The organism is Lacihabitans sp. LS3-19 (assembly GCF_024343575.1).
In the GTDB taxonomy this organism is placed as follows: domain Bacteria; phylum Bacteroidota; class Bacteroidia; order Cytophagales; family Spirosomataceae; genus Leadbetterella.
The window spans coordinates 122,214-146,795 of the sequence record NZ_RJUA01000005.1 but is presented as its reverse complement, the minus strand read 5'-3'; the positions used below and the strand labels follow the sequence as shown (position 1 = coordinate 146,795).

19 protein-coding genes are annotated in these 24,582 nt (G+C 31.1%); 8 read left to right on the top strand and 11 right to left on the bottom strand.

Annotation, left to right across the window (positions count from 1 at the left end):
• Window positions 1-173: 173 nt before the first annotated feature.
• From EGI22_RS06975 to EGI22_RS06945, 7 genes are all read left to right on the top strand, one after another.
• Window positions 174-1,073: a bifunctional 2-polyprenyl-6-hydroxyphenol methylase/3-demethylubiquinol 3-O-methyltransferase UbiG gene (locus tag EGI22_RS06975; RefSeq protein ID WP_255067400.1), complete on the top strand. Its 900-nt coding sequence runs from the start codon at window positions 174-176 to the stop codon at window positions 1,071-1,073.
• Window positions 1,074-1,093: 20 nt separating this feature from the next.
• Window positions 1,094-3,562, top strand: coding sequence for a hypothetical protein (locus tag EGI22_RS06970; RefSeq protein ID WP_255067399.1), 2,469 nt, complete (start codon window positions 1,094-1,096; stop codon window positions 3,560-3,562).
• Window positions 3,552-3,827: a hypothetical protein gene (locus EGI22_RS06965; RefSeq protein WP_255067398.1), complete on the top strand. Its 276-nt coding sequence runs from the start codon at window positions 3,552-3,554 to the stop codon at window positions 3,825-3,827. Before EGI22_RS06970 ends, EGI22_RS06965 begins: the two co-directional genes overlap by 11 nt.
• Before the next feature lie 256 nt (window positions 3,828-4,083).
• Window positions 4,084-5,577: a lipopolysaccharide biosynthesis protein gene (locus EGI22_RS06960; protein WP_255067397.1), complete on the top strand. Its 1,494-nt coding sequence runs from the start codon at window positions 4,084-4,086 to the stop codon at window positions 5,575-5,577.
• Window positions 5,577-6,266, top strand: coding sequence for a GNAT family N-acetyltransferase (locus EGI22_RS06955; RefSeq protein ID WP_255067396.1), 690 nt, complete (start codon window positions 5,577-5,579; stop codon window positions 6,264-6,266). Before EGI22_RS06960 ends, EGI22_RS06955 begins: the two co-directional genes overlap by 1 nt.
• Window positions 6,254-7,393 (top strand): dTDP-4-amino-4,6-dideoxygalactose transaminase, encoded by a 1,140-nt coding sequence (gene rffA, locus EGI22_RS06950; protein WP_255067395.1) that lies wholly within the window; start codon window positions 6,254-6,256, stop codon window positions 7,391-7,393. The genes EGI22_RS06955 and rffA overlap by 13 nt, the downstream gene beginning before the upstream one ends.
• A gap of 446 nt (window positions 7,394-7,839) precedes the next feature.
• Window positions 7,840-8,553, top strand: coding sequence for a TDP-N-acetylfucosamine:lipid II N-acetylfucosaminyltransferase (locus EGI22_RS06945; RefSeq protein ID WP_310588132.1), 714 nt, complete (start codon window positions 7,840-7,842; stop codon window positions 8,551-8,553).
• 19 nt (window positions 8,554-8,572) lie between these two features.
• Here the strand turns inward: EGI22_RS06945 and EGI22_RS06940 are convergent, their stop codons facing one another.
• The 3 genes from EGI22_RS06940 to EGI22_RS06930 form a co-directional block, all read right to left on the bottom strand.
• Window positions 8,573-11,797 (bottom strand): LamG-like jellyroll fold domain-containing protein, encoded by a 3,225-nt coding sequence (locus EGI22_RS06940; protein ID WP_255067394.1) that lies wholly within the window; start codon window positions 11,795-11,797, stop codon window positions 8,573-8,575.
• Between the two features lie 64 nt (window positions 11,798-11,861).
• Window positions 11,862-12,569: a DUF5672 family protein gene (locus EGI22_RS06935; RefSeq protein WP_255067393.1), complete on the bottom strand. Its 708-nt coding sequence runs from the start codon at window positions 12,567-12,569 to the stop codon at window positions 11,862-11,864.
• Window positions 12,570-12,571: 2 nt separating this feature from the next.
• Complete coding sequence (locus EGI22_RS06930) at window positions 12,572-13,705, bottom strand: hypothetical protein (protein ID WP_255067392.1); 1,134 nt, start codon at window positions 13,703-13,705, stop codon at window positions 12,572-12,574.
• 96 nt (window positions 13,706-13,801) lie between these two features.
• Between EGI22_RS06930 and EGI22_RS06925 the strand changes: the two genes are divergently transcribed.
• Window positions 13,802-14,563: a glycosyltransferase family 2 protein gene (locus tag EGI22_RS06925; protein WP_255067391.1), complete on the top strand. Its 762-nt coding sequence runs from the start codon at window positions 13,802-13,804 to the stop codon at window positions 14,561-14,563.
• Here EGI22_RS06925 and bshB1 read toward each other — a convergent pair.
• The 8 genes from bshB1 to EGI22_RS06885 form a co-directional block, all read right to left on the bottom strand.
• Window positions 14,546-15,265, bottom strand: coding sequence for a bacillithiol biosynthesis deacetylase BshB1 (gene bshB1 / locus EGI22_RS06920; RefSeq protein ID WP_255067390.1), 720 nt, complete (start codon window positions 15,263-15,265; stop codon window positions 14,546-14,548). The two genes, EGI22_RS06925 and bshB1, sit on opposite strands and share 18 nt — an antisense overlap.
• Entirely contained in the window at window positions 15,265-16,503 is a 1,239-nt protein-coding gene (locus tag EGI22_RS06915) for a M23 family metallopeptidase (RefSeq protein WP_255067389.1), read from the bottom strand. Before EGI22_RS06915 ends, bshB1 begins: the two co-directional genes overlap by 1 nt.
• A gap of 89 nt (window positions 16,504-16,592) precedes the next feature.
• On the bottom strand, window positions 16,593-17,714 hold the full coding sequence (locus EGI22_RS06910) for a glycosyltransferase family 4 protein (protein WP_255067388.1): 1,122 nt from the start codon (window positions 17,712-17,714) through the stop codon (window positions 16,593-16,595).
• A 1-nt stretch (window position 17,715) separates the two neighbouring features.
• Window positions 17,716-18,798, bottom strand: a complete 1,083-nt coding sequence (locus EGI22_RS06905) for a DegT/DnrJ/EryC1/StrS aminotransferase family protein (RefSeq protein WP_255067387.1) — start codon at window positions 18,796-18,798, stop codon at window positions 17,716-17,718.
• A 52-nt stretch (window positions 18,799-18,850) separates the two neighbouring features.
• Window positions 18,851-20,092, bottom strand: coding sequence for an ABC transporter ATP-binding protein (locus EGI22_RS06900; RefSeq protein ID WP_255067386.1), 1,242 nt, complete (start codon window positions 20,090-20,092; stop codon window positions 18,851-18,853).
• 11 nt (window positions 20,093-20,103) lie between these two features.
• Window positions 20,104-20,943 (bottom strand): ABC transporter permease, encoded by an 840-nt coding sequence (locus EGI22_RS06895; protein ID WP_255067385.1) that lies wholly within the window; start codon window positions 20,941-20,943, stop codon window positions 20,104-20,106.
• A 13-nt stretch (window positions 20,944-20,956) separates the two neighbouring features.
• Window positions 20,957-22,048, bottom strand: coding sequence for a hypothetical protein (locus EGI22_RS06890; protein ID WP_255067384.1), 1,092 nt, complete (start codon window positions 22,046-22,048; stop codon window positions 20,957-20,959).
• 2 nt (window positions 22,049-22,050) lie between these two features.
• Complete coding sequence (locus EGI22_RS06885) at window positions 22,051-24,561, bottom strand: SLBB domain-containing protein (protein WP_255067383.1); 2,511 nt, start codon at window positions 24,559-24,561, stop codon at window positions 22,051-22,053.
• Between the last annotated feature and the right edge of the window lie 21 nt (window positions 24,562-24,582).

The window sequence follows — 24,582 nt, the reverse complement described above, 5'->3', positions numbered from 1 at the left end:
TCATAGCTCTGGAATAGACTAGATTTTCGTGGAAATTCAATAATTAGATTTAATTGATTTTAGGTCATATCTTTTTATTTTTTATTTTTCGTTATTGTCTGGATAGATCTTTTTAATTTTGGAAGTATTTTTGATAATCTATAAATCATTAATAAAAAAATAAGTGCTTAATAATGCTTACAAAAAAATTAAATAATTTAAGTTTCTTTTCTAATAAAACAGGCCTACCACAAGAGATTCTTGCTGAAATGTTTAAAGTTGAAAGCAACTTCAATGAATTGATTTTAAAAGAAAAAGATTTTTACAAAAGAAAGGAATTATATGATTATGTTTATTCCAAATCTGCCGAACTAGTTGAACCTTACTCTAAAGATTATTTTGGTGAATTAGTTAAAGCAAAATCTGAAATTTTAAAAATTTTTAAAAAAGAAGTTGATGGTAAGTCAATTATAGATATTGGAAGTGGAAGTGGTGCATTTTTATATGCAATAGCTAAATCAAAATTAGACTACAAATCTTTATATGGATTAGATGTAAAAGCTCCAACTTTACCGAAAGACAAATATTCAGATCAAGTCAAGTGTTTCCAAAGAAATGTTATAGATTTTGAACTACCCCAAACTTTTGAGGTAGCCATTTTGGATAATGTCTATGAACATATAGCATTAGACGATAAGGATTTATTTTTAAATTCGATTTCAAAAAGTTTAGTTAAGGGAGGCAAGTTGGTTTTGTTAATTCCTAATAAATTATTTGGCCCTACTGACTGGACGATTTTGATTGATAATTCCCATACTGGAAAAATCAAGGCTCAATGTTTGCATTTAGATGAAACTACGTTTAAAGATGTAATCAAAACTTTGGAAATATATGGTTTTTCAAATTTTATTTCTCCTCTTCCATTTATTGCCTTTAATAAAGTTAGACAATTTTTCCCGAACTTTAGACTTCCAAGTAAATTTTACGCTGCATTGGAAAATTCGTTAATAATAAGGAAATTGAAAAAAGTAAAATTTAAAGGAAAAAGTATAGTCAGGATGGAAATAGTTATAATAGCTGAAAAAATTAGATAAAGCACTTTCAATAATTTAACATGAAAAATATTCTTTTTAAAAGAAGTCATTTGTCACACTTATTAGCAATAACAATATTTATATTGTTATCTGTAGGTTTTATGAATCCTATATTAAGTGGGAAAACCCTACAACAAAGTGATACATATCAAATGCATGCTGTGCAATCAGAGATTAGGAAATTTGGGCAGGAAAATCATGGTGAATACACAGGTTGGACAAATAGTATGTTTGGTGGAATGCCCACTTATTTTGTTGGAGGTGATTATTCAGAAGGAGTTTTCGTAAAAGTTCAACCTTTTATTTATAATTTATTTTCACAACAAGGTACTTTTATTTTTTTATATCTCCTAGGAGCTTATTTGTTGCTTATTGCTTTAGGTGTAAAAACAATTCCAGCTATAATCGGATCTCTTGGTTATGCATTTTTCTCATATAATATCCTAATAATAGAAGCTGGACATTTGGCAAAAGTCTATGCTTTGGCTTTTTTACCAATTATGGTAGCAGGTTTAGTTTGGGGTTTTAGAGGTAAGCCTTGGTTAGGAGCAGCTGTTTTTAGTTTAGGATTAGGCTTAGAATTAAACGCCAACCATTTTCAAATTACTTATTATTCTGCTTTTATCATTGGAGTATTGGCAGTTTTTGAATTGGTGAGAGCAATCAAATCAAAACATCTTAATAATTTTTTAATTGCTTCTGGATTAAGTTTGGTTTTAGGATTACTGGTTGTAGGAACGAATACATCAAGACTCTGGACCTCAACAGATTATGCAAAATACACAATGAGGGGAGGTTCTGATTTGAAATCAAAAGGACCAAATCAAGGCCTAGAAAAAGATTATGCATTTGAATGGAGTTATGGTAAACTTGAATCCTTTTCTTTTTTAATACCTAATTTTTCAGGGGGAGGATCAGGGGAATTAGATAAAGATTCTCAATCTTTTAAAACTTTAACAGCTTTAGGTGTTGACTATGGACAAGCTTTACAATTTGCGAAAAGTCTGCCAACTTACTGGGGTGACCAACAATTTGTAAGTGGTCCAACTTATTCAGGTGCGATTATTTTATTTCTCTTTATCTTAGGTTTATTTTTTGCAAATGAACGTTATAAACTTCCATTTTTAATCAGTGGAATAATCTGCTTATTTATATCTTGGGGCAGTAATCTAAGTTTGTTCAACAATATTTTATTTGATTATTTGCCTTATTTCAATAAATTCAGAGCAGTTAGTATGATTTTGTCATTATTTCAGCTTTGTATTGTGGCTATTGGAGCGTTGGGACTGCATGAATTGTTAGTAAATAAACCAAGCTGGGAAAAATTCAAAAAGCCACTATATATAAGTTTGGGAATTGCAGGTGGATTAAGTTTATTTTTCTTTTTGTTACCAGGATTTATTGATTTTTCAACAGGAAAAGACATTCAGTTCAAAGAAGTTTTAAAGCAGAGCTTTGGTAGTAATCAGAATGCTGTAAATCAGTTATATACTGCTTTATTAGAAGATAGAGAATCTTTGTTTAAATCAGACGCATTAAGGAGTTTGGTTTTTATTCTATTAACAGCAGGGTTATTAGTTCTTTATGTTAAAAACACTATTAAAAACTCTAATTTGGTAGGTGGTTTACTAGCAATTTTAGTTTTGATTGATCTTTGGTCAGTTGATAAAAGATATTTAAACAAAGACGATTTTCAACCGAAACCTTCTAGTTTTGAGAGTCAGTTTCAACAGACGTCCGCTGATTTGCAGATATTGAATGATAAAAGTCTTTCATTTAGAGTAATAGATGTAACATCTAGTCCATTTACAAATGCTTTTACGTCAGTTTATCATAAGTCAGTAGGTGGGTATAGTGCAGCAAAATTAAGTCGATTTAATGATTTGATAGAGAATCAGATTGCAAAAAACAATATGGCTGTATTAAATATGCTCAATACTAAGTATTTTATTGCGAAAGGTCAAGATGGCAATCCAATAGCTCAGCAAAACGCTGGGGCATTGGGCAATGCATGGTTTGTTTCAGAAATAAAAGAAGTAACAGGAGCAAATGCTGAAATGCAAGCATTAGATAGCCTAAATCCAGCTAAAACCCTTGTCGTTGAAAAGCAGTTTATTAAAGATTTAGGCACAATAAATCCCTCTAAAGATTTAACTGGCACTGTTACATTGACATCCTACAGTCCTAAACATCTGGAATATAATTTTGAAAGTCCTAATGCACAGGTCGTAGTGTTTTCTGAGGTTTTTTATAAAGGAAATGAGGATTGGATTTCTACCATAGATGGAAAACCTGCACCGCATTTTAGAGGCGATTATATCCTTAGAGCCATGGCTATACCAGCGGGAAAACATAAAATTGAATTTGTTTTTGATCCGGTTTCTGTTAAAGTTGGCCAAAAATATGATAGGAATTCTTCAATTGCTTGGGTAGGGTTGGTTTTTGTTGCTTTATTTATGCATTTCCGTACAATAAAAAATGAAGATTAAAAGAACTGAAAAAATTCTTGAAGATGCTAAAGAGAATTTAATATTTACTATATCAATTTTTCTTTCTTTATGGTATAGCTTAAAAAGGTTGATAGAATTTGCAATGAGGAATTCTAAAGAGAATTCAAAAAGTAAAATTAAATTGGCCAATTATAGTTGCGGCAAGATGCTACATAGAGTTTTATTTGACCCAATAAAAGTAGATTTTATTGGAATTGATTTCAATCCGCCTCTAGTGGTTTTTTTTCTAGTGATAGCAAGATAGTGACAGAAGATAATAACTGTGATATTGTACTTTCAAATTTAGTTTTAGAACACTTTGAAGATTCCATATGTAGAATGTCTACTAGACCTCAAATTTTCAAAAATGGATTGATATTTAAGTTCCTAAATTGGTATTAGCCAGTAGTTTCCGCAGATTTAAAATTGTTAATTACATTTTTTAATATATTTCAGAAACAACTAGTAATATATATGAACGCCTTTAATTATTTAAAAGTAGGGTTAAAACCTAAAATATAATGGGATTAATTATTAGACAAAGTGTAAAGTCTAGTGTAGGTTATTTTATAGGGGTAATACTTGGAGCCATCAATACATTATTTATCGCAACTCATTTTTTGTCGGCAGATGAATTGGCTGTTTCTCGTTTATTGTTAGAAAATAGTTTAATATTTGCGACTTTTGTCCATTTAGGCTCACCCTATATTATTGATAAATTTTTTGCTAGATTTAAAAATGAAAATAATGGAAATAATGGAATGCTATTGTTGATGTTATTATTTCCTTTAATAGGATTCCTTGTTTTTTTAGTGCCTCTTATATTTATTAACGATGAATTTAAATTGCTTTTTCTTGCAAAATCACCTACGGTAATTCCTTATTTATGGCTTAGTTTACCAATGTCACTTTTTTGGGCAGTTTTGATGGTTTTTGAAGCTTATTCAAGAGCAAATAAAAGAGTAGCAATGCCTACGTTTTTAAGAGAAACTGTTTTTAGAGCATTAAATATTATTTCTATTATTATTTATGGATTGGGTTATATTAATTTTTCTACTTTTTTACTTTTTAACGTTTTCTTTATTTTAATAATAATAATATCACTAATTATTTACTTAATTAAATTAGGGAAATTTCAAATCAATTTCAATTTTCTTAATATCGAAAAGAGAATTATTAAAGACGCAGTTAAATTTGGAGGATTGGTTATTATAGGAAGCTTAGGAGTGAATTTAATAATGTTCATTGATCGAAATATAATTGCTCAAAAAATTGGTACACAAGCTGTTGCTATTTTTGTTATATCTTCATATATAGCAAACACTATAGAAATTCCAGCTAAGGCATTGAAATCTATTTCTGTACCTATTTTGTCAGAAAATCTTTTCCATTTAAATTTTAAAAAGGTGAATGAAATATATAAAAAGTCGGCACTTAATTTAATGCTTATTGGCGGTATTATGTTAGTGCTAGTTTCTGTAAATATTGAAGCTATTTTAAATTTATTGCCCAAAAAAGAGATTTATTCTCAAGGTAAATGGATAGTTATTATTATTTCTTTAGCAAAATGGATTGAAATGAGCTTAGGTTTAAATAATGAAGTGATTTCTTATTCAAAATATTACAAATTCAATACTATTTTAGTTATTTTTATGGCTATTTCAGTTGTTCTTTTGAACTATTTTTTAATTCCAATTTTAGGGCTTTTGGGTTCTGCTTTTGCAACAGCTCTAGTAACTTTGTTTTCTGGAATTTTTAGACTTTTCTTTGTTCAAAGTAAATTTGGAATGAATCCTTTAACAATAAAGGAATTTTTTATAGTAATTTTTTTGTGCTTTTTGATTTTAATTGGATATATAATTCCAGATTTTGGACAATCAGCAATAGCCTTAATAGGTGGAATTGTTTTTAAATCATTAATTATTATATCTATTTTTTCATTTGTTTTGTTAAAATACAATATATCACAAGACCTGACATATATGTACTTAAACTTTAAAAAGAAATTCAAATAATGCTTGAGATTAAAAGGAAAACTTGGGATTCAGATTTTTTCGGGTTTGAAGTTGGAGAAGCACATTTTGACGGAATTGTAAAACTTGACAAAAACATAAAGAATAAAGATAATTTTAAACTAATTTATTTATATAGTCAAAATAAAATTTTAGATTTTAATTATGATTTCATTTCAACACGAGTTGAATTTGAGAGGGAAATTCAAACCACAGAATTATTAAACGTTTCTAAATCTATCATATTAGCTGGACCTGAGGAATTGAAATCGGAAAAATTAAAAGACCTTTCACTTCAAAGTGGTGCCTATTCGAGATTTTTTTGTGATAAAAATTTCAAGAACTCTGAATTTGAAAAGTTGTATTATGAATGGATAAAAAAATCATTAATAAATATTAAAGAAATTGATACTTTTTTGTACTTAGTTAATAATGAAATTGCTGGATTTATTACACTTGAAAAAGAAAAGGATGTTTTTACCATTGGTTTATTAGGTGTTGATAGGAAAAACAGGGGAAGAGGGATTGGAAATGCTTTGGTAGAGTATTGCATTAATGAATCTCAAAAATCCAAAATAGGAAAATTGAGAGTTATTACACAAGGTGAAAATTATCCTGCAATGACTTTATATAAGAAAAATAAATTTGAAATCAAGAATTATATATACATTTATCATTTATGGAATATTTGATTCCTTTTAATAGACCCTTTTTGACAGGAAAGGAAAACGAATTTGTAAACGAGGTATTTAGAACAAGAAACCTCTCTGGAAATGGCCCTTTTACAAAAAAAAGTCAGGCTTTTTTTGAAAATAGGTTTGGTTTTGGCAAGTGTTTGTTAACCACTTCGTGTACAGATGCTTTGGAAATGGCCGCCATTTTGATTGATATAAAACCTGGAGATGAAGTAATTGTACCTTCATATACTTTTGTAAGTTCAGCAAATCCTTTTATATTGAGGGGAGCTAAAATTGTTTTTATAGATAGCAAAAATAATCATCCAAGTCTTGATGAAAATCAAATTGAAAGTTTAATTACAAAAAAAACTAAGGCAATTGTAGTTGTCCATTATGCAGGTACAGCTTGTAATATGGAATTGGTAATGAGCATTGCCGCAAAATACAAATTGTATGTTATTGAAGATGCAGCCCAGGCCATAGCTAACAATTATTCTTTTTCTGACAAATCAAAGAAGTTTTTAGGTTCATTTGGACATTTAGCTACATTTTCATTTCATGAAACTAAGAATATATCTTCAGGAGAAGGAGGTTTACTAGTTATTAATGATAAAACACTTGTTGAAAGAGCAGAAATTATTTGGGAAAAAGGAACAAATCGAAATGCTTTTTTTAAAGGAATTGTGGATAAATATAATTGGGTAGATGTTGGGTCATCATTTTTGCCATCTGAGTTAATTGCCGCACTTTTATATTCACAATTACAGTCTCTAGATGAAATTCAAAAAAAGAGAATTGCAATTTGGAATCAATATAAAAATGGTTTAAAAGAATGGGCACTATTAAATGATGTTGAAATTTCCTATATTCCTGAATATTCTGGGAATAATGCACATATTTTTTATCTTATTTTCAATACAAGTGAAAAAAGAGACAATTTGATATTAAAATTGAAAAATAAAGGGATACTATCTGTTTTTCATTATTTAAGCCTTCATAAGAGTCCATATTATAAAGATAAACATGATGGAAGAGAATTAGTAAATTCTGACAGATACTCTGATTGTTTACTTAGACTACCCCTTTTTGTTGACTTAACAGAAAAAGAAGTTACTCATATTATTAATATTATAGTAAATTGAAGACAATTTTTCATTTTTTATTACCTGAAAAGATAGTATCAGATGTAATTAGGAATTTTGAAGAAACTAATACTAATAATTTTTACTTTTTCTTTGAAGATATCTCCTCTAAAATTTCTAGCTTTCCTAAAACTAAAAATGAAATATTGATTTTAGATTTTAAGGAATCAAATATTAATTTTTACATTAAAAATTTTAAACCACAATTAGTATTATTTCATTCTATTTGCCAAAAGTTCGCAAAAGTTGGACTTGAAATAGATGCACAAATTAAATTTGGATGGTTTCCTTGGGGGTATGATATTTATTCTTTACCTAAGCTAAGGTTAACTTTATATGGGCCAATCACATTGAAATATCATTTAAAGCAAAACAAATTTTTTATAATAAAAAACAAACTTATTGAATGTTTTTTTGATTTTTTACCGGATTTTATTCTTAAAAGAATGAACCTTGAAAATTTTCGTGAGGCATTATTACTTTATAAGAAAATTGATTATTTTATATCCTACATTCATGAAGATTTCGAAATATTTTCAAAATATTATAAAAACAAAATGCAATTTGTTTATGCCCCATTTCTTACATTAAATCAATATTTAGGCAATATTTCAGACCCAAATTTAAATTTAAATACTGGTAATATTCTAGTTGGGAATTCTGCCTCATTGGAGTCTAATTATTTCGAAGTTTTGGATAAATTAAAAGATCACAAAGGTTTATTTACAAAAGCATTTTTTGTTTTAAATTATGGATATGCGACTACAAGTTTTAAAAATAAGTTTCAAAAAGAAGTTCAAAATATTTTAGGACTTCAAGGAGAAAGTGTTTTAGAATTTATGGATTTAACTAATTACATGAATTTTCTTAAGACTTGTAACACTGCAGTTTTTTTGCATTATAGACAGCAGGCAATGGGGAATATTATTTCCTTAATTTATTTGGGTGCCAGAGTATATCTATCTAAAAATAACCCAATATTAAATTTCTTTCTTGAAAAAGAAATAAAGGTTTCAATTTTTGAATCGGAATTTGAAATCTATGGCACTTCTGAATTAACTTTAAATGAGAAAGAAGTTAATAGAAGAAATTTAGAGAAAATTTTTTCTGTTCAAAATTCAAATAATATATATTCTAATATTTTGAATTTACTTGCCTAAGTCAATGTTTTGCATTTAATTAATTGTAGCATCCTTTTATTTCAGCTTTAAATACAATATTTGAATTTGAATTAAAACCAGGTTTTATTAAAATGCTTTTTCCACTAAAATACGAAAAATTACTATTATTGGTGTTGATATTTGAGCCTTCTAAGAATACACTAGCTCTTAGGTTTTCGTTACCTAAAATATTGCCAGTGACATTTAAATAAGTTGGACAGGGACTAAAATTGCAATCAGATATTGTTTTCTGATAAATTTCTTTTACTTCAGCCTCATATAATGATCCATTATAAATTTTAATGTCATCTAAAAGTCCATTTAACTTTTCCGTTCCATTTTTGCTTCCAAATGTGGCATTGATAGGTGCTATTCCATAATACGATTCAGAATTATTATAAATTCCTTTTTCTCCAATCAAATTGCCATTTATATAAAGTCTTATTCTAGATGGGTCTTTAATAGCGACAATATGATACCACTGGTTAGTTAAAATATTGGGAGCTGAAATAGAAGTCAATCCTGAAATTAAATTAGCTTCAAATTTAAAACTTGGAATATTACCACTTGAGGCATCATTTACAAATCTGATTATTTGGTTCGTACTATTTTGACCAGCTAAAAATAATGTGGTATTATTATTTGTAGTATTCAATTTTGTCCATAATGAAATAGAATAGTTGTTAAGTGCAAAATTATTTGCATTTAACGATAAATCACCAGTTCCATTCAAAATAACACTTGAATTTGAATTGCCAAATCTATCAAAGGAATAAGTTACATTATTAGGTTGGGCATTGTTTTTTTCTAAACCATCTAAAGAATTTCCTGAAAAGTTATAACAAGAGATTAATTCAACTTTATGATTCTCTAAATATTCAAAATTGCAGGTTTGTGTGAGATACAAAATTTTTATTTCTTCTTTTGTCAATACTCCTTTAAAAAGTTTTAAGTCATCTATTGTACCTTTAAAACCTTGTCCTCCAAAATATCTACTACCAATCATTGCGATATTTCCTGCATAGTAAGGGGGAACTCCAGTAGAATATACCGAATTTGATTTTTCTCCATTTATGTAAACCAACAAACTATCAATGGACCTTACAAAAGTGACAAAATACCAATTGTTTTCCGTAATAATTTCATCTGAAAGGAGATATGGTCCCGCTGAGTTATATCCAATATAGTTAGGCATATTAAACTTTGGCCTATTTTCAGTATCACCAAAATATGAATTATTTATCGAAAAAAGTTGATCACCACCACTTCCACCAATAGAAAATAGTATTTGAATTTCTCCTGTTAAGGGAAGTGAGGTTGGTTTTACCCAAGCAGAATAAGTAAACTCATTATTTATTAATTCATTGGTGCTTAATGATATGTTTGAGTAGCCATCGAAATAATATGCACTATTTGGATTCCCAAACCTATCTGATGTCAAAACTGCTCCACTGTTATAACTTGTATTTGTCCCTTTTTGATCTATTACATTTCCATCAAATGGAAAACAAGAGATTAATTTTTTATTGCTATTAGGAGCTTGGACAACTACCGTTGATATTCCTGAAAATGTTGGAGTTCCGCAGGAATTTGTTGCTGATAAAAGTTCATATTTCGTTGTTGTCAAAGGCGATACTTGAATATTAAAAGGAGAAGTATTAGCTACTCCATTTCCAATTCCAGAAATATTATAATTAAAAGGTATCACAGATGAATTAAGAACCAAGTTTGTTGAAGCCCCTTCGACAATCGGGAGATTGTTGTTTAATGTAACAGTATTACTAGCTGGACATACTGTAATAGTAGCTGACCCAGAGGTTGTGCCTGAAGAACATGAATTTGAAACAGAAACTAATGCATATGTGGTTGTAATACTTGGGTTTACGCCAATTGTTAATGGATTATTACTCGTAGAACCTGTGCCAAAGTTACTTATATTATATGCCCAAGGTGGGGTACCCGTAAAATTTACATAAATATTAGCAATACCTCCGCTGGTAATGGCAGTACTACCGCTAATAACCGCACTGGGAGATGGGCAAATAGAAACAACAGCACTATTTGGGGATGCTAATCCAGTTCCACATGCATCAGATAAATTTGTGATAGTATAAGTGGTGTTTTGTGTAGGAGAAACTGAGATGATTTTTTGATTTGATGAAGAAACACCTGAGCCAAAATTCGAAACTGTATAATTCCAAGGGCCATTTCCTGTAAAGTCTAAAGTCAAATTGGTGCTTTGTCCGCTTCCAATTATAGAAGTGCCAGTGATAGATGATGTTGCGACGTTGGATGAATTGCATACGACAACCTTAGCAGAACCAATTGTGTTACCGAATCCACAACTATTTGATATTGAATTAATAACATAAGTTGTAGTTTGTGATGGACTAACTGCCACCACAAATGGATTTGTGGATGTTGTTCCAGAGCCAATATCCGTAATCTCATAAGTCCAAGGTGCGGCACCAGTAAAGCTTAAAGTGATATTTGAGGATTGGCCTGATTGAATAACATTATTGCCAGCGATTATCCCAAGCGGCACTGGACATGTAGATTGAACGATTTTTACTAAAATATCCATTTCGGTTTCTGCACATCCATCGGATATTTTATATTTTAATTGCCATAATTGTCCAATTGTAGTGCCTGAAGTATTCCAATTTAATACACCACTAGGAGAAATAGTAAGGATATTTCCTGCTGATGATGGTACAAAACTATAGCCTGAAATTACTGATGTACTAAAATTCACAGAAGCTCCATCGTTATCAAATCCAGATAATTGCAATTGATTTAAGTTTCCTTGGGTTAATTCAATAATAAATGGACTGTTAGAACTTGGAGAATTCAAATTGCTTGAATTTAAACATACGGTTGTTGAAACAGAAAAGTCATATCCAGGAGAATTTTGCGTGATATCAATTCTACAACATGAACTGTAATTAACAGAATAATTTCCCGTTGATGCATAAGTATGGTCTATTGCGGATTCTATTACTCTGTAACCATCGATATGAAGTATTTCATTTCCAATCAAATAATTTGAATATTGGCCATCTCCAAAATCTAAAGAGATATCTTCAACAAAGTCTTCACGCCAAACGGAATATACTTTAAAAGTTACAGTATTAGAATTTGGACTTCGTGTCCATTCTATTTTTCCTCCCCTAAAATGAGATGCAAATGTAATATTTGAAATAAAAAGTAGAATAATAATTGAAAGGTAAAATTGTGGTTTCATATCTAAAGTTTAAGTAGAGAATTTAATGGTTGATTTTGAATTTTGAAACAAAAAGCTAAAATAACTAATCTATAATTTTTTTCCAAAATTCGGGTTCATACTTTTCCCAAGCATGAACACCAAATGGGAGTTTTTTATCTATAATTTGAAATGATTTCATTGGTTCCATCTCAAAAGCAAATTCTAAAGCTTCTTTTACTTTTGGTCTTTTGAAAAATGGATTTAACCAATATAAAAACAAACCCCAAAACATATCTTCGTTCTTGATGAAATATTTTAGGAATGGTCTAAAAATCAAGGTGTTTAAATAATGACTTTTTACCTTTCTTAAAGAAAGTCCTCCATTTCCTACTCTGTTTATAAACCATTTACTCATATCAATAATAGGTTTGCCATTGGTTATTGGCACTGCTGAAATCCAAGGAGCACCAATGTAATCGTAATTTTTAAAACACCATTCCAATAATTCATTCTTGAAAACAAAGGCATCTAATTGATAAATTAAGATATACTGATAATCAAAAAAAGTCTTGTAAAAATGAGGAGATAACATTAATTGACTATAGCCTACTATGCTTTGAAAATAATCATTTCCAAATCTTTTTATTTTTGCGTTTGGTGCAATTTCAAGATATTTATTTATATCCAAATCTTCCGGGCAAACAAAGTAAATTGGAAATTCTCCAAGAATAAATTTTGCTTGTTTCAAAGATTTGATTTCGTTTTCTGAAAGTTTCTCTTTATAAATAGGTATAATTACAGCTACTTCCATTTTTATAATTTAAATGCTTCAACAACAGGTAATAGTTTAGACTTCCAAGATAAATTGTTGGCCGCATATTCATGCATTTTTATTCCAAAGTCATTTGTTTTAGTAGCCTCCATATAAAATTCAACGAGGGTGTTAATGTCTATTGGATTGTCATTTGCTTCAAGTTTTAACATAAAAGGGAAATCAACTGGAAATCCGCGATCTTCATAGGCAATGACAAATGGTAAACCTCTAGATGCATATTCTCTTGATTTAAGTGCGGATGTTTCACCTTTGGCAACATTTATTCTGTGCATTCCAAGAGAACCAATGCCTAGGTGGCAAGAAGCGAACATATTGTTTAATTCATCTCCTGATAAAAAGCCATGAAATTTAATATATTCTGTTAAGTTATTATCTTCTGAAAGTCTAATTAAGTTCTCTAATTCGTCTCCACGACCTACTATATGTAATATTACTTTTAGGCTTTGAGAAGAATTATAATATTGTTTTAATCCCATTATTAATCTATCAATTCCATGCCATATTTGCATGTTGGCTAATCCTAAAAGATGCAATTGGCTTCCGCCAAATTGAGCTGAAGAAACAAGCCCGAATTTCTCAATATCAATACCATTGTCAGTCCTTAATGTTGGAACCCCAAATATTTCTTTTTTAGAAGAAAATGTCACAATTCTATCTATGTATTTCTTGAAAAATGAAGTAGTAAAGTCATCTATTTTTAGTTCTAGCCTTTTCTTGAAAGGCATGTGAGCAAATTCAAACCTATAAGGATAAGTAGGTATTTCCATAAATATCTTAATCCTTTTATTCCTAGATTTAATCCTTTTAAGCATTAAAATAAAAAGAGGATTTGTAAGAAAATGTCTAATATACAAATAGTCGTATTCTTCAATTTTTATCTTTTTCAAATATCCTAAATATAAATATTTTAAAAATTCAAATTTGCTAGTTGTATTTGTGGTTATGTTAATATTTTTACCTCGAATTTTTACTTCACTATTTTCGAAAAATAAAATATCTGTCTCTAAACCTAAACCTTCAAAGGCCCTTGCCTGTGCAAAAACTTTATTTTTGATTCCACCACTTGCAGGAATTCCGAAATTCATTTTAGTGAAGAAAAGTAATTTGGCCATTTATCCTTAATTTTGACAATAAATATTTACAAAGAAAAACGTTATACTTCAAAACTACTTGTAGTTCGGTTTTTTTTTCGAAAACTATTCTATTATATGCCTTTAGTCTCAATCATTACTATAACCTTTAACGCAGAGGATTATCTTCAACGTACCATTGATAGCATTCGAAATCAATCCTCCAAAGATTTTGAATATATATTGATAGATGGTGGCTCCAAGGATGATACAATGGAAATTGTAAAAAGGAATGAGAATCTTTTTGATAAAGTAATTTCAGAAAAGGATAAAGGCCTTTACGACGCTATGAATAAAGGTCTTATACATGCTAAAGGAGATTATGTGTGGTTTATGAATGCAGGTGACCAAATAGCCGAAAATGATGCAATAGAAAAGATAAAAAAACTTTCAGAGCAAAGTCCAGATGTCATTTATTCAGATACTTTAATGATTGATAATGATGGGAATATACAAGGATTAAGAACTGAAGTTACTCCTCATAAAATTCCTAAACCATTAATCTGGGAAAAATTCAAAATGGGTATGTTGGTTTGTCACCAATCGTTTATTGTAAAACGAGAGATTGCTCCATTTTATATTTTGGATAACCTAAGTGCAGATATAGATTGGGAAATTAATTGCTTGAAAAAATCGAATCTGAATCTAGAATATCCAGGGATTTTGTCCAAATATTTAGAAGGAGGTGTATCACACAAACAAATTTTCAAGTCTTGGAAGGATAGATACATTGTTTTGAAAAAACACTTTGGTTTTTTTTCAAATGTAATCAATCACTTAAAAATAGTTTTGAGAGCTGACTTTTTCAGTTTCCTAAGATTATCAAAGTATATCAAATAAGTTTGATACCTCAATAGTTTTTGTTTTTGTAAAGCCTTCCCCATGCTTTGTGCCTATTTTATGACCCATTTCTCTTGACCTAGCCTCGATAAACTCAATAAAATCAGCTGAAGATATATAACTAGCGGGTTCTGGGGAATTCGGATCAAAAAATTGGCTTTTAAAAGCTTTGATTGATTCCACTTTTATGTCCCAATGCTCTGAAATATCTACTACAAAATCTGGCTCGATATATCTATCCTGAATATAGTGAAAAAGATTTTTTGGCCTCCATTCTTTTTGGGTATTACCTTCATTGTCAACAGTTTTTATCATTCTAAGACCACTGTAAAAACAAGCTTCTACTGCCAAAGCCGCAGCTCTTCCGTGGTCTGGGTGACGGTCTTCAATGGCGTTGGCTATAACTATCTCAGGTTGATATTTTCTAATTACTTTAATTAATTCAAGCTGATGTTGCTCGTCGTTTCTGAAAAAGCCATCCCTAAAGCCGAGATTTTCTCTTGCAGATAATTGTAAGATTTGTCCTGAAGCTTGAGCTTCATTAAGTCTTATTTCGGCGGTTCCTCTTGTTCCTAGTTCCCCAGCCGTAAAGTCCACAATAGCAACCTTTTTCCCTAAAGCTATTTGTTTTAAAATAGTGCCTGAACAGCTCAACTCTGCATCGTCAGGATGCACAGCCATTACCAATATATCTACTTTCATTATTTCACCCTTAATTTTAAGCCCACGTAAAGCTTCTTATAAGCACTTATTTTATTTAATCTACAAAGTTCACCCACAGAAGTATGAAATTTTCGAGATATTTCTGTTAGATTGTCTCCATGTCTAACTGTATACCACATTTTCTTTTCAATTTTTACAGGCACTTCCTCTTCGTCCTCTATATCTTCTATATCCTCCCCATCTTCTGAGCTTGTTTGGGCTTCTCCGCCACTTTGTAATTGCCCAGGTTCAGTATTGAAGTTTTTTGGTCTAGAAGATCCACCTCTTAAATAATCGTAAACTTTGGATGACAAAACAAACTCAGAACTTCTAATTTCCATTGGATTTGCTTTGAAATTGTAAATATTTTCTGGGTCAAACTGATTGCCTTCATAGCGTGTTTCATAATGTAAATGTGAACCAGAACTTCGGCCAGAATTTCCCCCACGAGCTATTTCCTCACCAGCTTTTACAATTGTATTTGGCTCAAAATTGATTTTTGACAAATGACCATACAATGTTTCTAAACCATTGTAATGTCTCAAGATTACGGTTCTTCCGTAACCTGAATGTACTCCTCCGATTCTTACAATTCCATCAAAAGCAGCATATACTTTATCTCCCGTTTCTAAGTCGAGGTCAGTTCCTTTGTGCCATCTTCTATTTCTCCATCCAAAGTGTGAAGTAAGTACACTTTTATCTAAAACTGGTGCCCAGTTTCTGCCTTCACTAATATTGTACAAGGTTAGTGGAACCATTTCATCAAACTCTTTCGGATTTATACCATAAGGGTCAATACTTTTTGTATCCCAAACAGAAAAGTAAGAAGCGATACCAACCATATTGTCAGCCCCTTGAAACTGAGCATCTTCCTCTATCTCTACTATCAACAGTTCACCTTCATCTATACTTGAAGTATCTTCATTAACAATCTGATTGAGTTCTCTTAATGGTTCTATTCTTATCAACTCACCTGTCTGTAAATTAGCGTATGATTGATTAGTTGGCTTTGTAGATTTAGTGTTTTCATATTGATTGGTAAACCTTAGTTTAGGTTCTTCCTCGAAAATGAAATCAAAATCCTCATCCTTTTTCTCAGGAGTATCTTTTGCTGGAGTATTAGTCCTAGAATTTTTTGGTATTTTTGGAGCATTTAATATCTTCCCTTTTTCTTTTTGAGCGAAAACGGAAATGTTAACTAAAATACCTATAAGCAATGTATATATTGAAAATTTCATGTCATTGGTTTTAATTAAAACAAAGTATTTTGTGATTTATTATTCTAATTTGAACAAAAAATCGATACCTGAATAATATGTATTTATTTTTAATAGAATTTGTTAATAATACGTTCAATTTTTTTAATTGATACTTCAAAATTGTATTTCTCCAAAACTTTATTTTTTGCGTTCTTACCAAAGGTTTTAATATCTTCATCGTTTAGAGAGGTTACATTTTCAGACATTTCAAAAATATCTAAATAATTGACCCTTTTACCGCAATCCTCCTCAATAAATTCGTCTGCACCTCCAGTATTTTTAAATCCTAGGATGGGTTTATTGCATAGTGCGGCTTCAAGCATTACCAAAGGAAATGGGTCTTCTCTTGAGCAAACCATGAAAATATCTAAAGCGTTAATAATTTCGACAGCTTGTGGAGTCGGAGATATCCAAAGAATATTTTCTGAAATCCCCAATTTCTCAGCATCATATTTCAGTTGGGCTAGTAAGGGATCTTCTTCTTTAATTCCAATCCAAACAAAACCAAATTTCTTAGATTTATCTAATGTACTTTTCGCAATTAATAAGAAAATATCTGGGGCTTTTCTCCAGTCCGCATTCCCACAGGCACCAATCCATGTTTTTTGGCTATCAAAACCATATTTAACTTTGACGTTATTTTTAGAAGATGTTTTAGAAATATCGAGAACTCTATCATTTTCTACAAAAGAATGAACGACTTGAATTTTGGCTGAATTTTTATGCTTTTCTAGATTCTTACCAACTGCTTCTGAGCAGGCAATTATTATTTCTGAATTACCAAACAACAAATCCAAAGCATTCTCTGAGCCATATTGAGCAATAGAATAACCCAACTCGTGAATATGAGTTATGATAGGTTTGTTAAATTTAGATTTAATTTCGGGCAAAATATCGACACTCGCTATGGTATTGGCATAAATGAAATCTATCTCTTTTTCAGATTTTATTTGATCAAGAATAGATTTATCTCTTTTAAATAATGACTTTTTAGTTTTAGAAGAATTAAGGTAATAAGTGGCAAAATTTTCTTCAAATTCGTCATTTAAAGTGCCCCACTCGTTAATTACCAATAGTACTATCCCAAAATCTAAACTTTTGAAATATTTCATAATGCTTAATAAAAACAACTGAGCACCAGCTCTATTGGCATCATGACTGATAAATAATATGTTGGGCTTTTTTTTCAAATCAAATAGTTGAATTTATTATCTTACATATTTTAGCTACAATTTCAGGGTCTAAATCTGGATAGAGTGGGAGAGACAAGACCCTTGTAGAAACACTCTCGCTTATTGGGCATTCGTCTATGTCCTCGATATAAGAAAGCTTGTTGAGAGATGGGTAAAAATATCTTCTTGGATAAATATTTTCCGCATTTAGTTTCAATATTACCTCTTTTGTGACTTTATCATTATCAAAAACTACTGGATAATAAGCAAAGTTATATTCTAAGTTATTGTCTTTTTCAGTTGGTTTATATAGATTATCCCAATTCAATAGTTTATCATATAATCTGAAGATTGCCTTTCTACCCTCAATAATATTACCGAGATGATTTAGATTACAGAGTCCCATAGCAGCATGAAACTCGGAGTTTTTACCATTTATTCCTGCTAAATAATAATCATCCAAAATATGCCCAAAACTTCGTAGAAGTTTTATTTTATCAAAAAGCTCTTGGCTATGGCAAATTATAGAACCTCCTTCCACGGTATGAAAAACCTTGGTTGAGTGAAAACTACATGTGGAGATATCACCGTAACTCAATAAAGATTTGCCCTTGTATTTGACTCCAAAAGCATGTGCAGCATCATATATTACTTTTAGATTATGCTTTTTTGCAATAGTCTCAATTTTTTCAACTTCGCAAGGATTACCATATACGTGGGTTGCTAAAATCGCCGAAGTGTTTTCTGTTATTGCAGCCTCTATTAAATCTGCATTGATATTAAAATCAAGTGGGTTGATGTCAACAAAAACTGGTTTTAGGTTTTCCCATAGAATAGAGGTGGTTGTAGCACAGTATGAAAAAGGTGTTGTAATTATTTCACCACTTAAATCCAATGCTTTTATGGCAATTTGTAAAGCAATAGTGCCGTTTCCAAGAAATGCAAAGTACTTTTCATCGAGATAGTTCGAGATTTTACTTTCAAGTTCAACCACTAATGGACCGTTGTTTGTTAGCCAACTGGTATCCCAAATTTTAGAAAGGTAGTTTTGGTATTCTTCCTGAGGTGGTAAAAATGATTTTGTGACGTTTATTCTCTCCAATTTCTTTTAAAAATTATTTATAAAGATAGGTCAAAGATTTTATTTGAAATACTTAAAGGAGCTCTTTTTGAACCGAATTTATTGAAATCATTTTTGGTCTAATTGCACCAGGCCATTTTCCATACCAGTCTGTTCCTTCTCTGTAGTCTATGATATCAAATGCCAAAGCATCTTCAAAGAAATAAACAGGTGCTAGGCGGTCTTTTACAATCATTACTGAAATATAATAGGAGCCATCATTCAAAAAATCGCCAGGAATCAAACATTCGGATGAGACTATGCCTTTTTTATATATTTTAGCATCATCGCCAATATTAAACACACACTCTCCTGTCATACTGTATAAAAAAAGACTCACGTTTAACTCTGCCGAATCCATTAAGTTCCAGTACTCGAAAGTCATTTTCAAAGGTGTCCTAGTATCAAAATTGTCACGAACGATGGTTTCGTTGGAAAGTAAGCTTATACTTTTTATTCTGACCTGTTCATTGCCAGGCCCTTCTTCAGGCGTCGCCCAGTTTTGTTTCAATTGGAACTTGGAAACTGTCTTTACATATTCGTTTACAACCTCATCTATTTTTCCATATTTTATTAATTCTCCGCCTCTTAAATAAGCTCCTTTGTCACAAAGGCCTTGGACGGCAGTTAAATTATGACTTACAAAAATTAAAGTTCTTCCACTATTAGACACATCTCTCATTTTTCCGATACTTTTCTTTTGGAAATCAGCATCGCCAACAGCTAAGACCTCATCTACAACCAATATTTCAGGTTCTAAATGTGCTGCAATAGCAAAACCAAGTCTAACATACATTCCAGATGAATATCGCTTAACGGGAGTGTCTATGAATTTGGAAATTCCAGCAAACTCCACAATGGCCTCAAAATGTTTTAGGATTTCAGACTTATGCATTCCTAAAATCGCACCGTTCAAAAAAATATTCTCACGGCCAGTAAGTTCTGGATGGAAGCCTGTACCCACTTCTAATAAACTTGCCATGCGACCTTTTACCCTCACAATGCCAGTGGTAGGCTCTGTTATTTGACTCAAAACTTTTAGGAGTGTACTTTTTCCAGCACCATTTGCACCTACTAAACCTAATCTATCACCTTGTTTCACTTCAAGGTTTATATCTTTTAATGCCCAAAACTCCTCCGTTTTACTTTTTTTACTTGAGGGTTTTAAAATATTTTTAGACCAACGCGTCAAAGTATCTCTTAAGTCATCATTTGAGTTACCTTTCTGATGTAACTGATATTTTTTTGAAACATTTTCTATATTTAGAACGGTCATAGATAAAAATATTAGATATGGTCAACAAATGAGTTTTCGTGTTTACGAAAAAACTTTATTGAGATAAAAAAAGTAACTACTAAAAACACAATTACTGGAATAAAACTTTCCCAATTGAATTTGGCAAAATCTCCTAACATACACCATCTTAATGCATCAATACAACCTGTGACTGGGTTTAATACAAATAGTTTGTAAAACCAAGGGTTTCCAGTGGCTTTTACACTCGCAGTTAGGTAACCGACTGGAGATACAAAATATCCAAACTGTATTACAAAGGGAATTAATTGTCCAATATCCCTAAATTTTACATTTAATACTGCTGATATTAGTCCAATACCGAAGGTGGAAAGGAAAGTCATAACAATAAATACAGGTACAAGAATAATTTTCCAGTCAGGTATAAATTGATAATATATACAAATGATAAAAAATAAAATAATTGAAATCAGTACATCTACCAATCCTAGGAAAATCGTCGATAATGGAATAATCAAACGTGGGAAATAAACTTTAGTAACCAAGTTTGAGTTTAAAACTATGCTCTGACTCAATGCCATTAAGGATTGAGAAAAAAATAGCCATACAATTACGCCAGGAGCAACTACCAATGTGAAAGGAATTGCAGTATTGGTATCTAATTTCCCTATTTTACCAAATGCAAACGCCATTACAATCATTGTGATTAAAGGTCTAATTACACTCCATCCAATACCTAATATTGTTTGCTTGTACTTAACCAATAGGTCTCTCTTTGCCAATATCCAGAATAATTCTTTATAATCCCAGATCTCTTTTATGTAGTCAGTTGTGGATTTTTGTGCTGTTATTATACGTTCTTTTGCGTCCATATTATGTTTTTTTTCAATTCCCGTAATCAGCCATTACGTCAAGATAAGTTTTTCTAATAGAAATAATAAAAATCGCTGCAAATAATGCAATTAACCCGCTTAATCGTGTACTTATACCAGTCTTCTTTACTATTTCTAATGGTAATCTTACGGGTTCTAACACGGTGAAAATTGGCGTTTGCTCTATTATTAACCTATTCAAACTTTCTACATTTGCCAACTGAGTGTAATATTGATTAGATAAATATGTGTTGTCTCGGGTTAATTGCTGTTGACGCATTGGGCCAGATGGGTCTACAACATTTGGATTATCAAAAGTTAACCTCGCAATTCTTTTATCGTTATGTTTCATTTCATACGCTAAACTATCCAGACGTTGCTCTTGCATTACCAGCATTTGTCTTGTCTTTTTAGTTTTCATATTTTTATAAAACTCTTCTGTTGCGTGTATTAAGGTTTCTATCCAAGTTTTGGTCAACATTTCGTTTGTTGTTGTCGCATAAATATTGATTAAACTTGTACCTTCTTCAGGCTCTACTCTTGAGTCAGCATATAATTTTGCATATACCTCAGCTAACATTGAGTTTTCAAAAGGTGTAAATTCTGAAATTTTCTTTTTCTTAAATCTATAGTCTGCATAAGGCGAAGGTCCTCTAAAAAGGTTTCCCGCCCACTCTTTTGTCTTAATGTTGCTACTGTCAATGTAGTAATTTACAAATAGTTCTTTTTTGCCATTCACCATCACTTCTTCCATAAATGCATTATGAAATACATTCCCTGACATAACAATGGCTTCAAAGTTTGTTGAGGCAAGCAAACTTCCTGCTTGCTGCTGCATTCCACCACCCAAACCAAAAGCTGATGCAAATCCGCCGAGCTGATTTTGAGCACCACCACCTTCTAATTCTAGGTGGAAAGTTATTTGGCCGCTATAAACATCGTCTTTATCTAAAAAGGTGTTTTTAAAAGCATCATAACTGGTTCCTATTAACAATGCAATCAATAAGATTTGCCAGTTTTTACCTAAAAAAGAAAAATATTTTATAACTGATAGAATAAATTCTTTGGTCGAAACTTGTTCTTCTTTCTGTTCAATATTACTCATTATTAATTTCCGTTGAGTTTAACTATACCAAAAATTGTGACAATAGTGCCTAATGTTGCACTTAATGTGCCTACTAGTGTTGCAAACTGAGCAAATTGTGCCTGGGCATTTTCAGTTTTACCAGGTATAATTATCTCACTACCAGGTTCTACTTTTGGATGTATTTTTAAAAACAAAAATTTTCTAGTTCGATCAACCGAGCCATTTGGATATATTACAAATGCTCTGCTTCTAGCGGACTTTTTGGTAAATCCGCCAGATCTAGAAATATAATCGATAAACTTTAATTCTGGATGGTATTTTACGGTAGTTGGATATAAAATTTCACCTTCTATTCTAACGGTTTGTAATTTTTGAGGGATATTTATTTCGTCACCATCTTGCAATATGATATCTTCTACCGAACCAGGGTTTTGAAGAATTCTTTCTAGATTAACACCAACAGATTCAGTTATCAAATTATCCAAACCTTTTTCAGCATCAATGGTTTCTGTGGGTAATTCCGTTTCCTTTATTATAGGCTTAATTTTAGCATTAATGTTAAGATTACTTAATACTTCTTCTCTTTGAGTTCTTTGGAAATCGCTTAAAAGCGTTTTTCTTACCAAAGTGGCTCCTTTTATATAGGCTTGAGGAGAAATGCCGCCTGATCTAGAAATCAAATCAGAAATTTTTTCGTCTTTATATTTAATTCCATATTTCCCAGGATAAATTACCTCTCCTTTGATTGTCGCAAAATTTTGTTTTTCATAATTTGGAGAAGTTCTAACAAATACTTCATCATAAGGCAGAAGTATAACACTCTCGTTTTTTAATTCAAACTTCAAATCTGGTCTTATTTCAAACTCAATAATATCTGATATTTGGGCATCGATTTGTTTAGCATCTACATTTCTCTTCCTTCTAACTATTTCAACTTTGGATAGAGAAGCAGCTTCTGTTAAGCCACCTACTCTTACAATCAAATCTTGGATTGTCATATCCTTAATATATGGAACAGAGACACCTTCTATTGCGTCTGGGTTGTTTATTGCACCTTGGATTTTGACAAAAGATACTTCTGTTAAATCAAATATACTTGGCACTATTATTTTATCCAACCGCTTTAAAGGCTGGTCGTTGGTTCTTCCTGCACTGATGTCATTGAGGTTTACTGAAATATTTGAAACGGATAAGTCATCATTGGTTCTAATAATATTTATCCGACCTTGTAACGATTCCTCTTTGAGTCCTTCTGCAGAATTTATTAAAGCCAAAAGTGTTGGGTTAGAGTCTAATGAATATTCTCCTGGTCTATAAATAGCCCCTTGGATGGAAATTAAATTCTCAAATCGTTCCAGTATTTTTTCTACCACTATAGAGTCCCCACTTTGTACAATTATTTTATTGAAATCTGCATTTTTTACATCTAATATTTTCTTCTCTTTAGGAGTGTTTCTGTAAATTTTTAATCTTTCAGAATATGCGTATTGATCGAATCCACCAGCGAAATTTAAAGCATTTGCAACATTCTCATTTGGAAGCAATTCAAAAAGTCCATTCCTTTTTAGGTTTCCTTCCATGGCTATTCTAGATATGTAAGGACCTACTTGAATAATATCTTGGTCTTTCAATAGCATATCGCCTTTTGAATAACCTTTCGTTATAACATCATACAAATCAAGTGTACTAACTACTCTATTGTTTCTAATCAATCTAATATCTCTGTAAGTTCCTATTTCATTTGGGCCACCACAAGCGTACAAAGCATTCAAAAGACTAGTGAAAGATGTTACGGTATAAGTACCTGGAGCTATTACTTCACCTGTAATTTTTATTTTAATAGATCTATATCCCGTAAGTGATAGTTTTAAAAAAGTATTTGCGGCGTAACCATTACCGCCATTTATTCCAAGAAATATTTTTGAAAAAGCTGATTTTATTTTCTTTTCAGCCTCATCGATATTTAACCCTGATACATTAACTATACCAGCTTTTTCCAAGACTATATAACCATCTGCATTTACAGTAGCTGTTTGTTTAAACTGCGAATATCCATAGATATCCATGACAATTTTATCACCAGGCCCTAGGACATAATTACCAGGGGTTGCTATATTAACTGTGGCCGAAGGGTCAAATTTAGAATTGCTAAAAATAGAACTACCAAATGTTCTTCTAATAGTTTTTGATTTATTTAAGTCTTTTGCAATTTCAGCCTCCCTGTCCATTCGCTGTTGTTCTTCAATATTCATTGCAGCTTGGTCTTCTGGAGCTATAGTTATATCTCTAGTATTTGCAGGGTCATTTATTGGAGTTCTTTTAATAGGTGTAGTTCTATTGTTTGCAGGAGTTTTTTCAATGTTAGTAGTTTGGTTATTTGTTGTTTGGTTGTTTTCTATCGTTGGAGCCGGGAGAACTTGACCTGTTGGTATATTTTGTGCGAAAATGGTGTTTTTTATAGCAAATTGAATTAATATTAATACGAGTCCTTTTGCTATTCGATTTGTCTTCCTAAATTTGGGAGATTTCATAAATTAAAAATTTGCTCTTTC

Bases quoted from the DNA above. Each gene is read 5' to 3' on its own strand.
- bshB1 (WP_255067390.1), bottom strand. From the start codon at position 15,265: ATGAAAGTAGATATATTGGTAATGGCTGTGCATCCTGACGATGCAGAG.
- EGI22_RS06895 (WP_255067385.1), bottom strand. From the start codon at position 20,943: ATGGACGCAAAAGAACGTATAATAACAGCACAAAAATCCACAACTGAC.
- EGI22_RS06915 (WP_255067389.1), bottom strand. From the start codon at position 16,503: ATGAAATTTTCAATATATACATTGCTTATAGGTATTTTAGTTAACATT.
- EGI22_RS06960 (WP_255067397.1), top strand. From the start codon at position 4,084: ATGGGATTAATTATTAGACAAAGTGTAAAGTCTAGTGTAGGTTATTTT.
- EGI22_RS06945 (WP_310588132.1), top strand. From the start codon at position 7,840: ATGAACCTTGAAAATTTTCGTGAGGCATTATTACTTTATAAGAAAATT.
- EGI22_RS06890 (WP_255067384.1), bottom strand. From the start codon at position 22,048: ATGAGTAATATTGAACAGAAAGAAGAACAAGTTTCGACCAAAGAATTT.
- EGI22_RS06935 (WP_255067393.1), bottom strand. From the start codon at position 12,569: ATGGAAGTAGCTGTAATTATACCTATTTATAAAGAGAAACTTTCAGAA.
- EGI22_RS06885 (WP_255067383.1), bottom strand. From the start codon at position 24,561: ATGAAATCTCCCAAATTTAGGAAGACAAATCGAATAGCAAAAGGACTC.
- EGI22_RS06940 (WP_255067394.1), bottom strand. From the start codon at position 11,797: ATGAAACCACAATTTTACCTTTCAATTATTATTCTACTTTTTATTTCA.
- EGI22_RS06965 (WP_255067398.1), top strand. From the start codon at position 3,552: ATGAAGATTAAAAGAACTGAAAAAATTCTTGAAGATGCTAAAGAGAAT.
- EGI22_RS06930 (WP_255067392.1), bottom strand. From the start codon at position 13,705: ATGGCCAAATTACTTTTCTTCACTAAAATGAATTTCGGAATTCCTGCA.
- EGI22_RS06970 (WP_255067399.1), top strand. From the start codon at position 1,094: ATGAAAAATATTCTTTTTAAAAGAAGTCATTTGTCACACTTATTAGCA.
- EGI22_RS06955 (WP_255067396.1), top strand. From the start codon at position 5,577: ATGCTTGAGATTAAAAGGAAAACTTGGGATTCAGATTTTTTCGGGTTT.
- EGI22_RS06975 (WP_255067400.1), top strand. From the start codon at position 174: ATGCTTACAAAAAAATTAAATAATTTAAGTTTCTTTTCTAATAAAACA.
- rffA (WP_255067395.1), top strand. From the start codon at position 6,254: ATGGAATATTTGATTCCTTTTAATAGACCCTTTTTGACAGGAAAGGAA.
- EGI22_RS06900 (WP_255067386.1), bottom strand. From the start codon at position 20,092: ATGACCGTTCTAAATATAGAAAATGTTTCAAAAAAATATCAGTTACAT.
- EGI22_RS06925 (WP_255067391.1), top strand. From the start codon at position 13,802: ATGCCTTTAGTCTCAATCATTACTATAACCTTTAACGCAGAGGATTAT.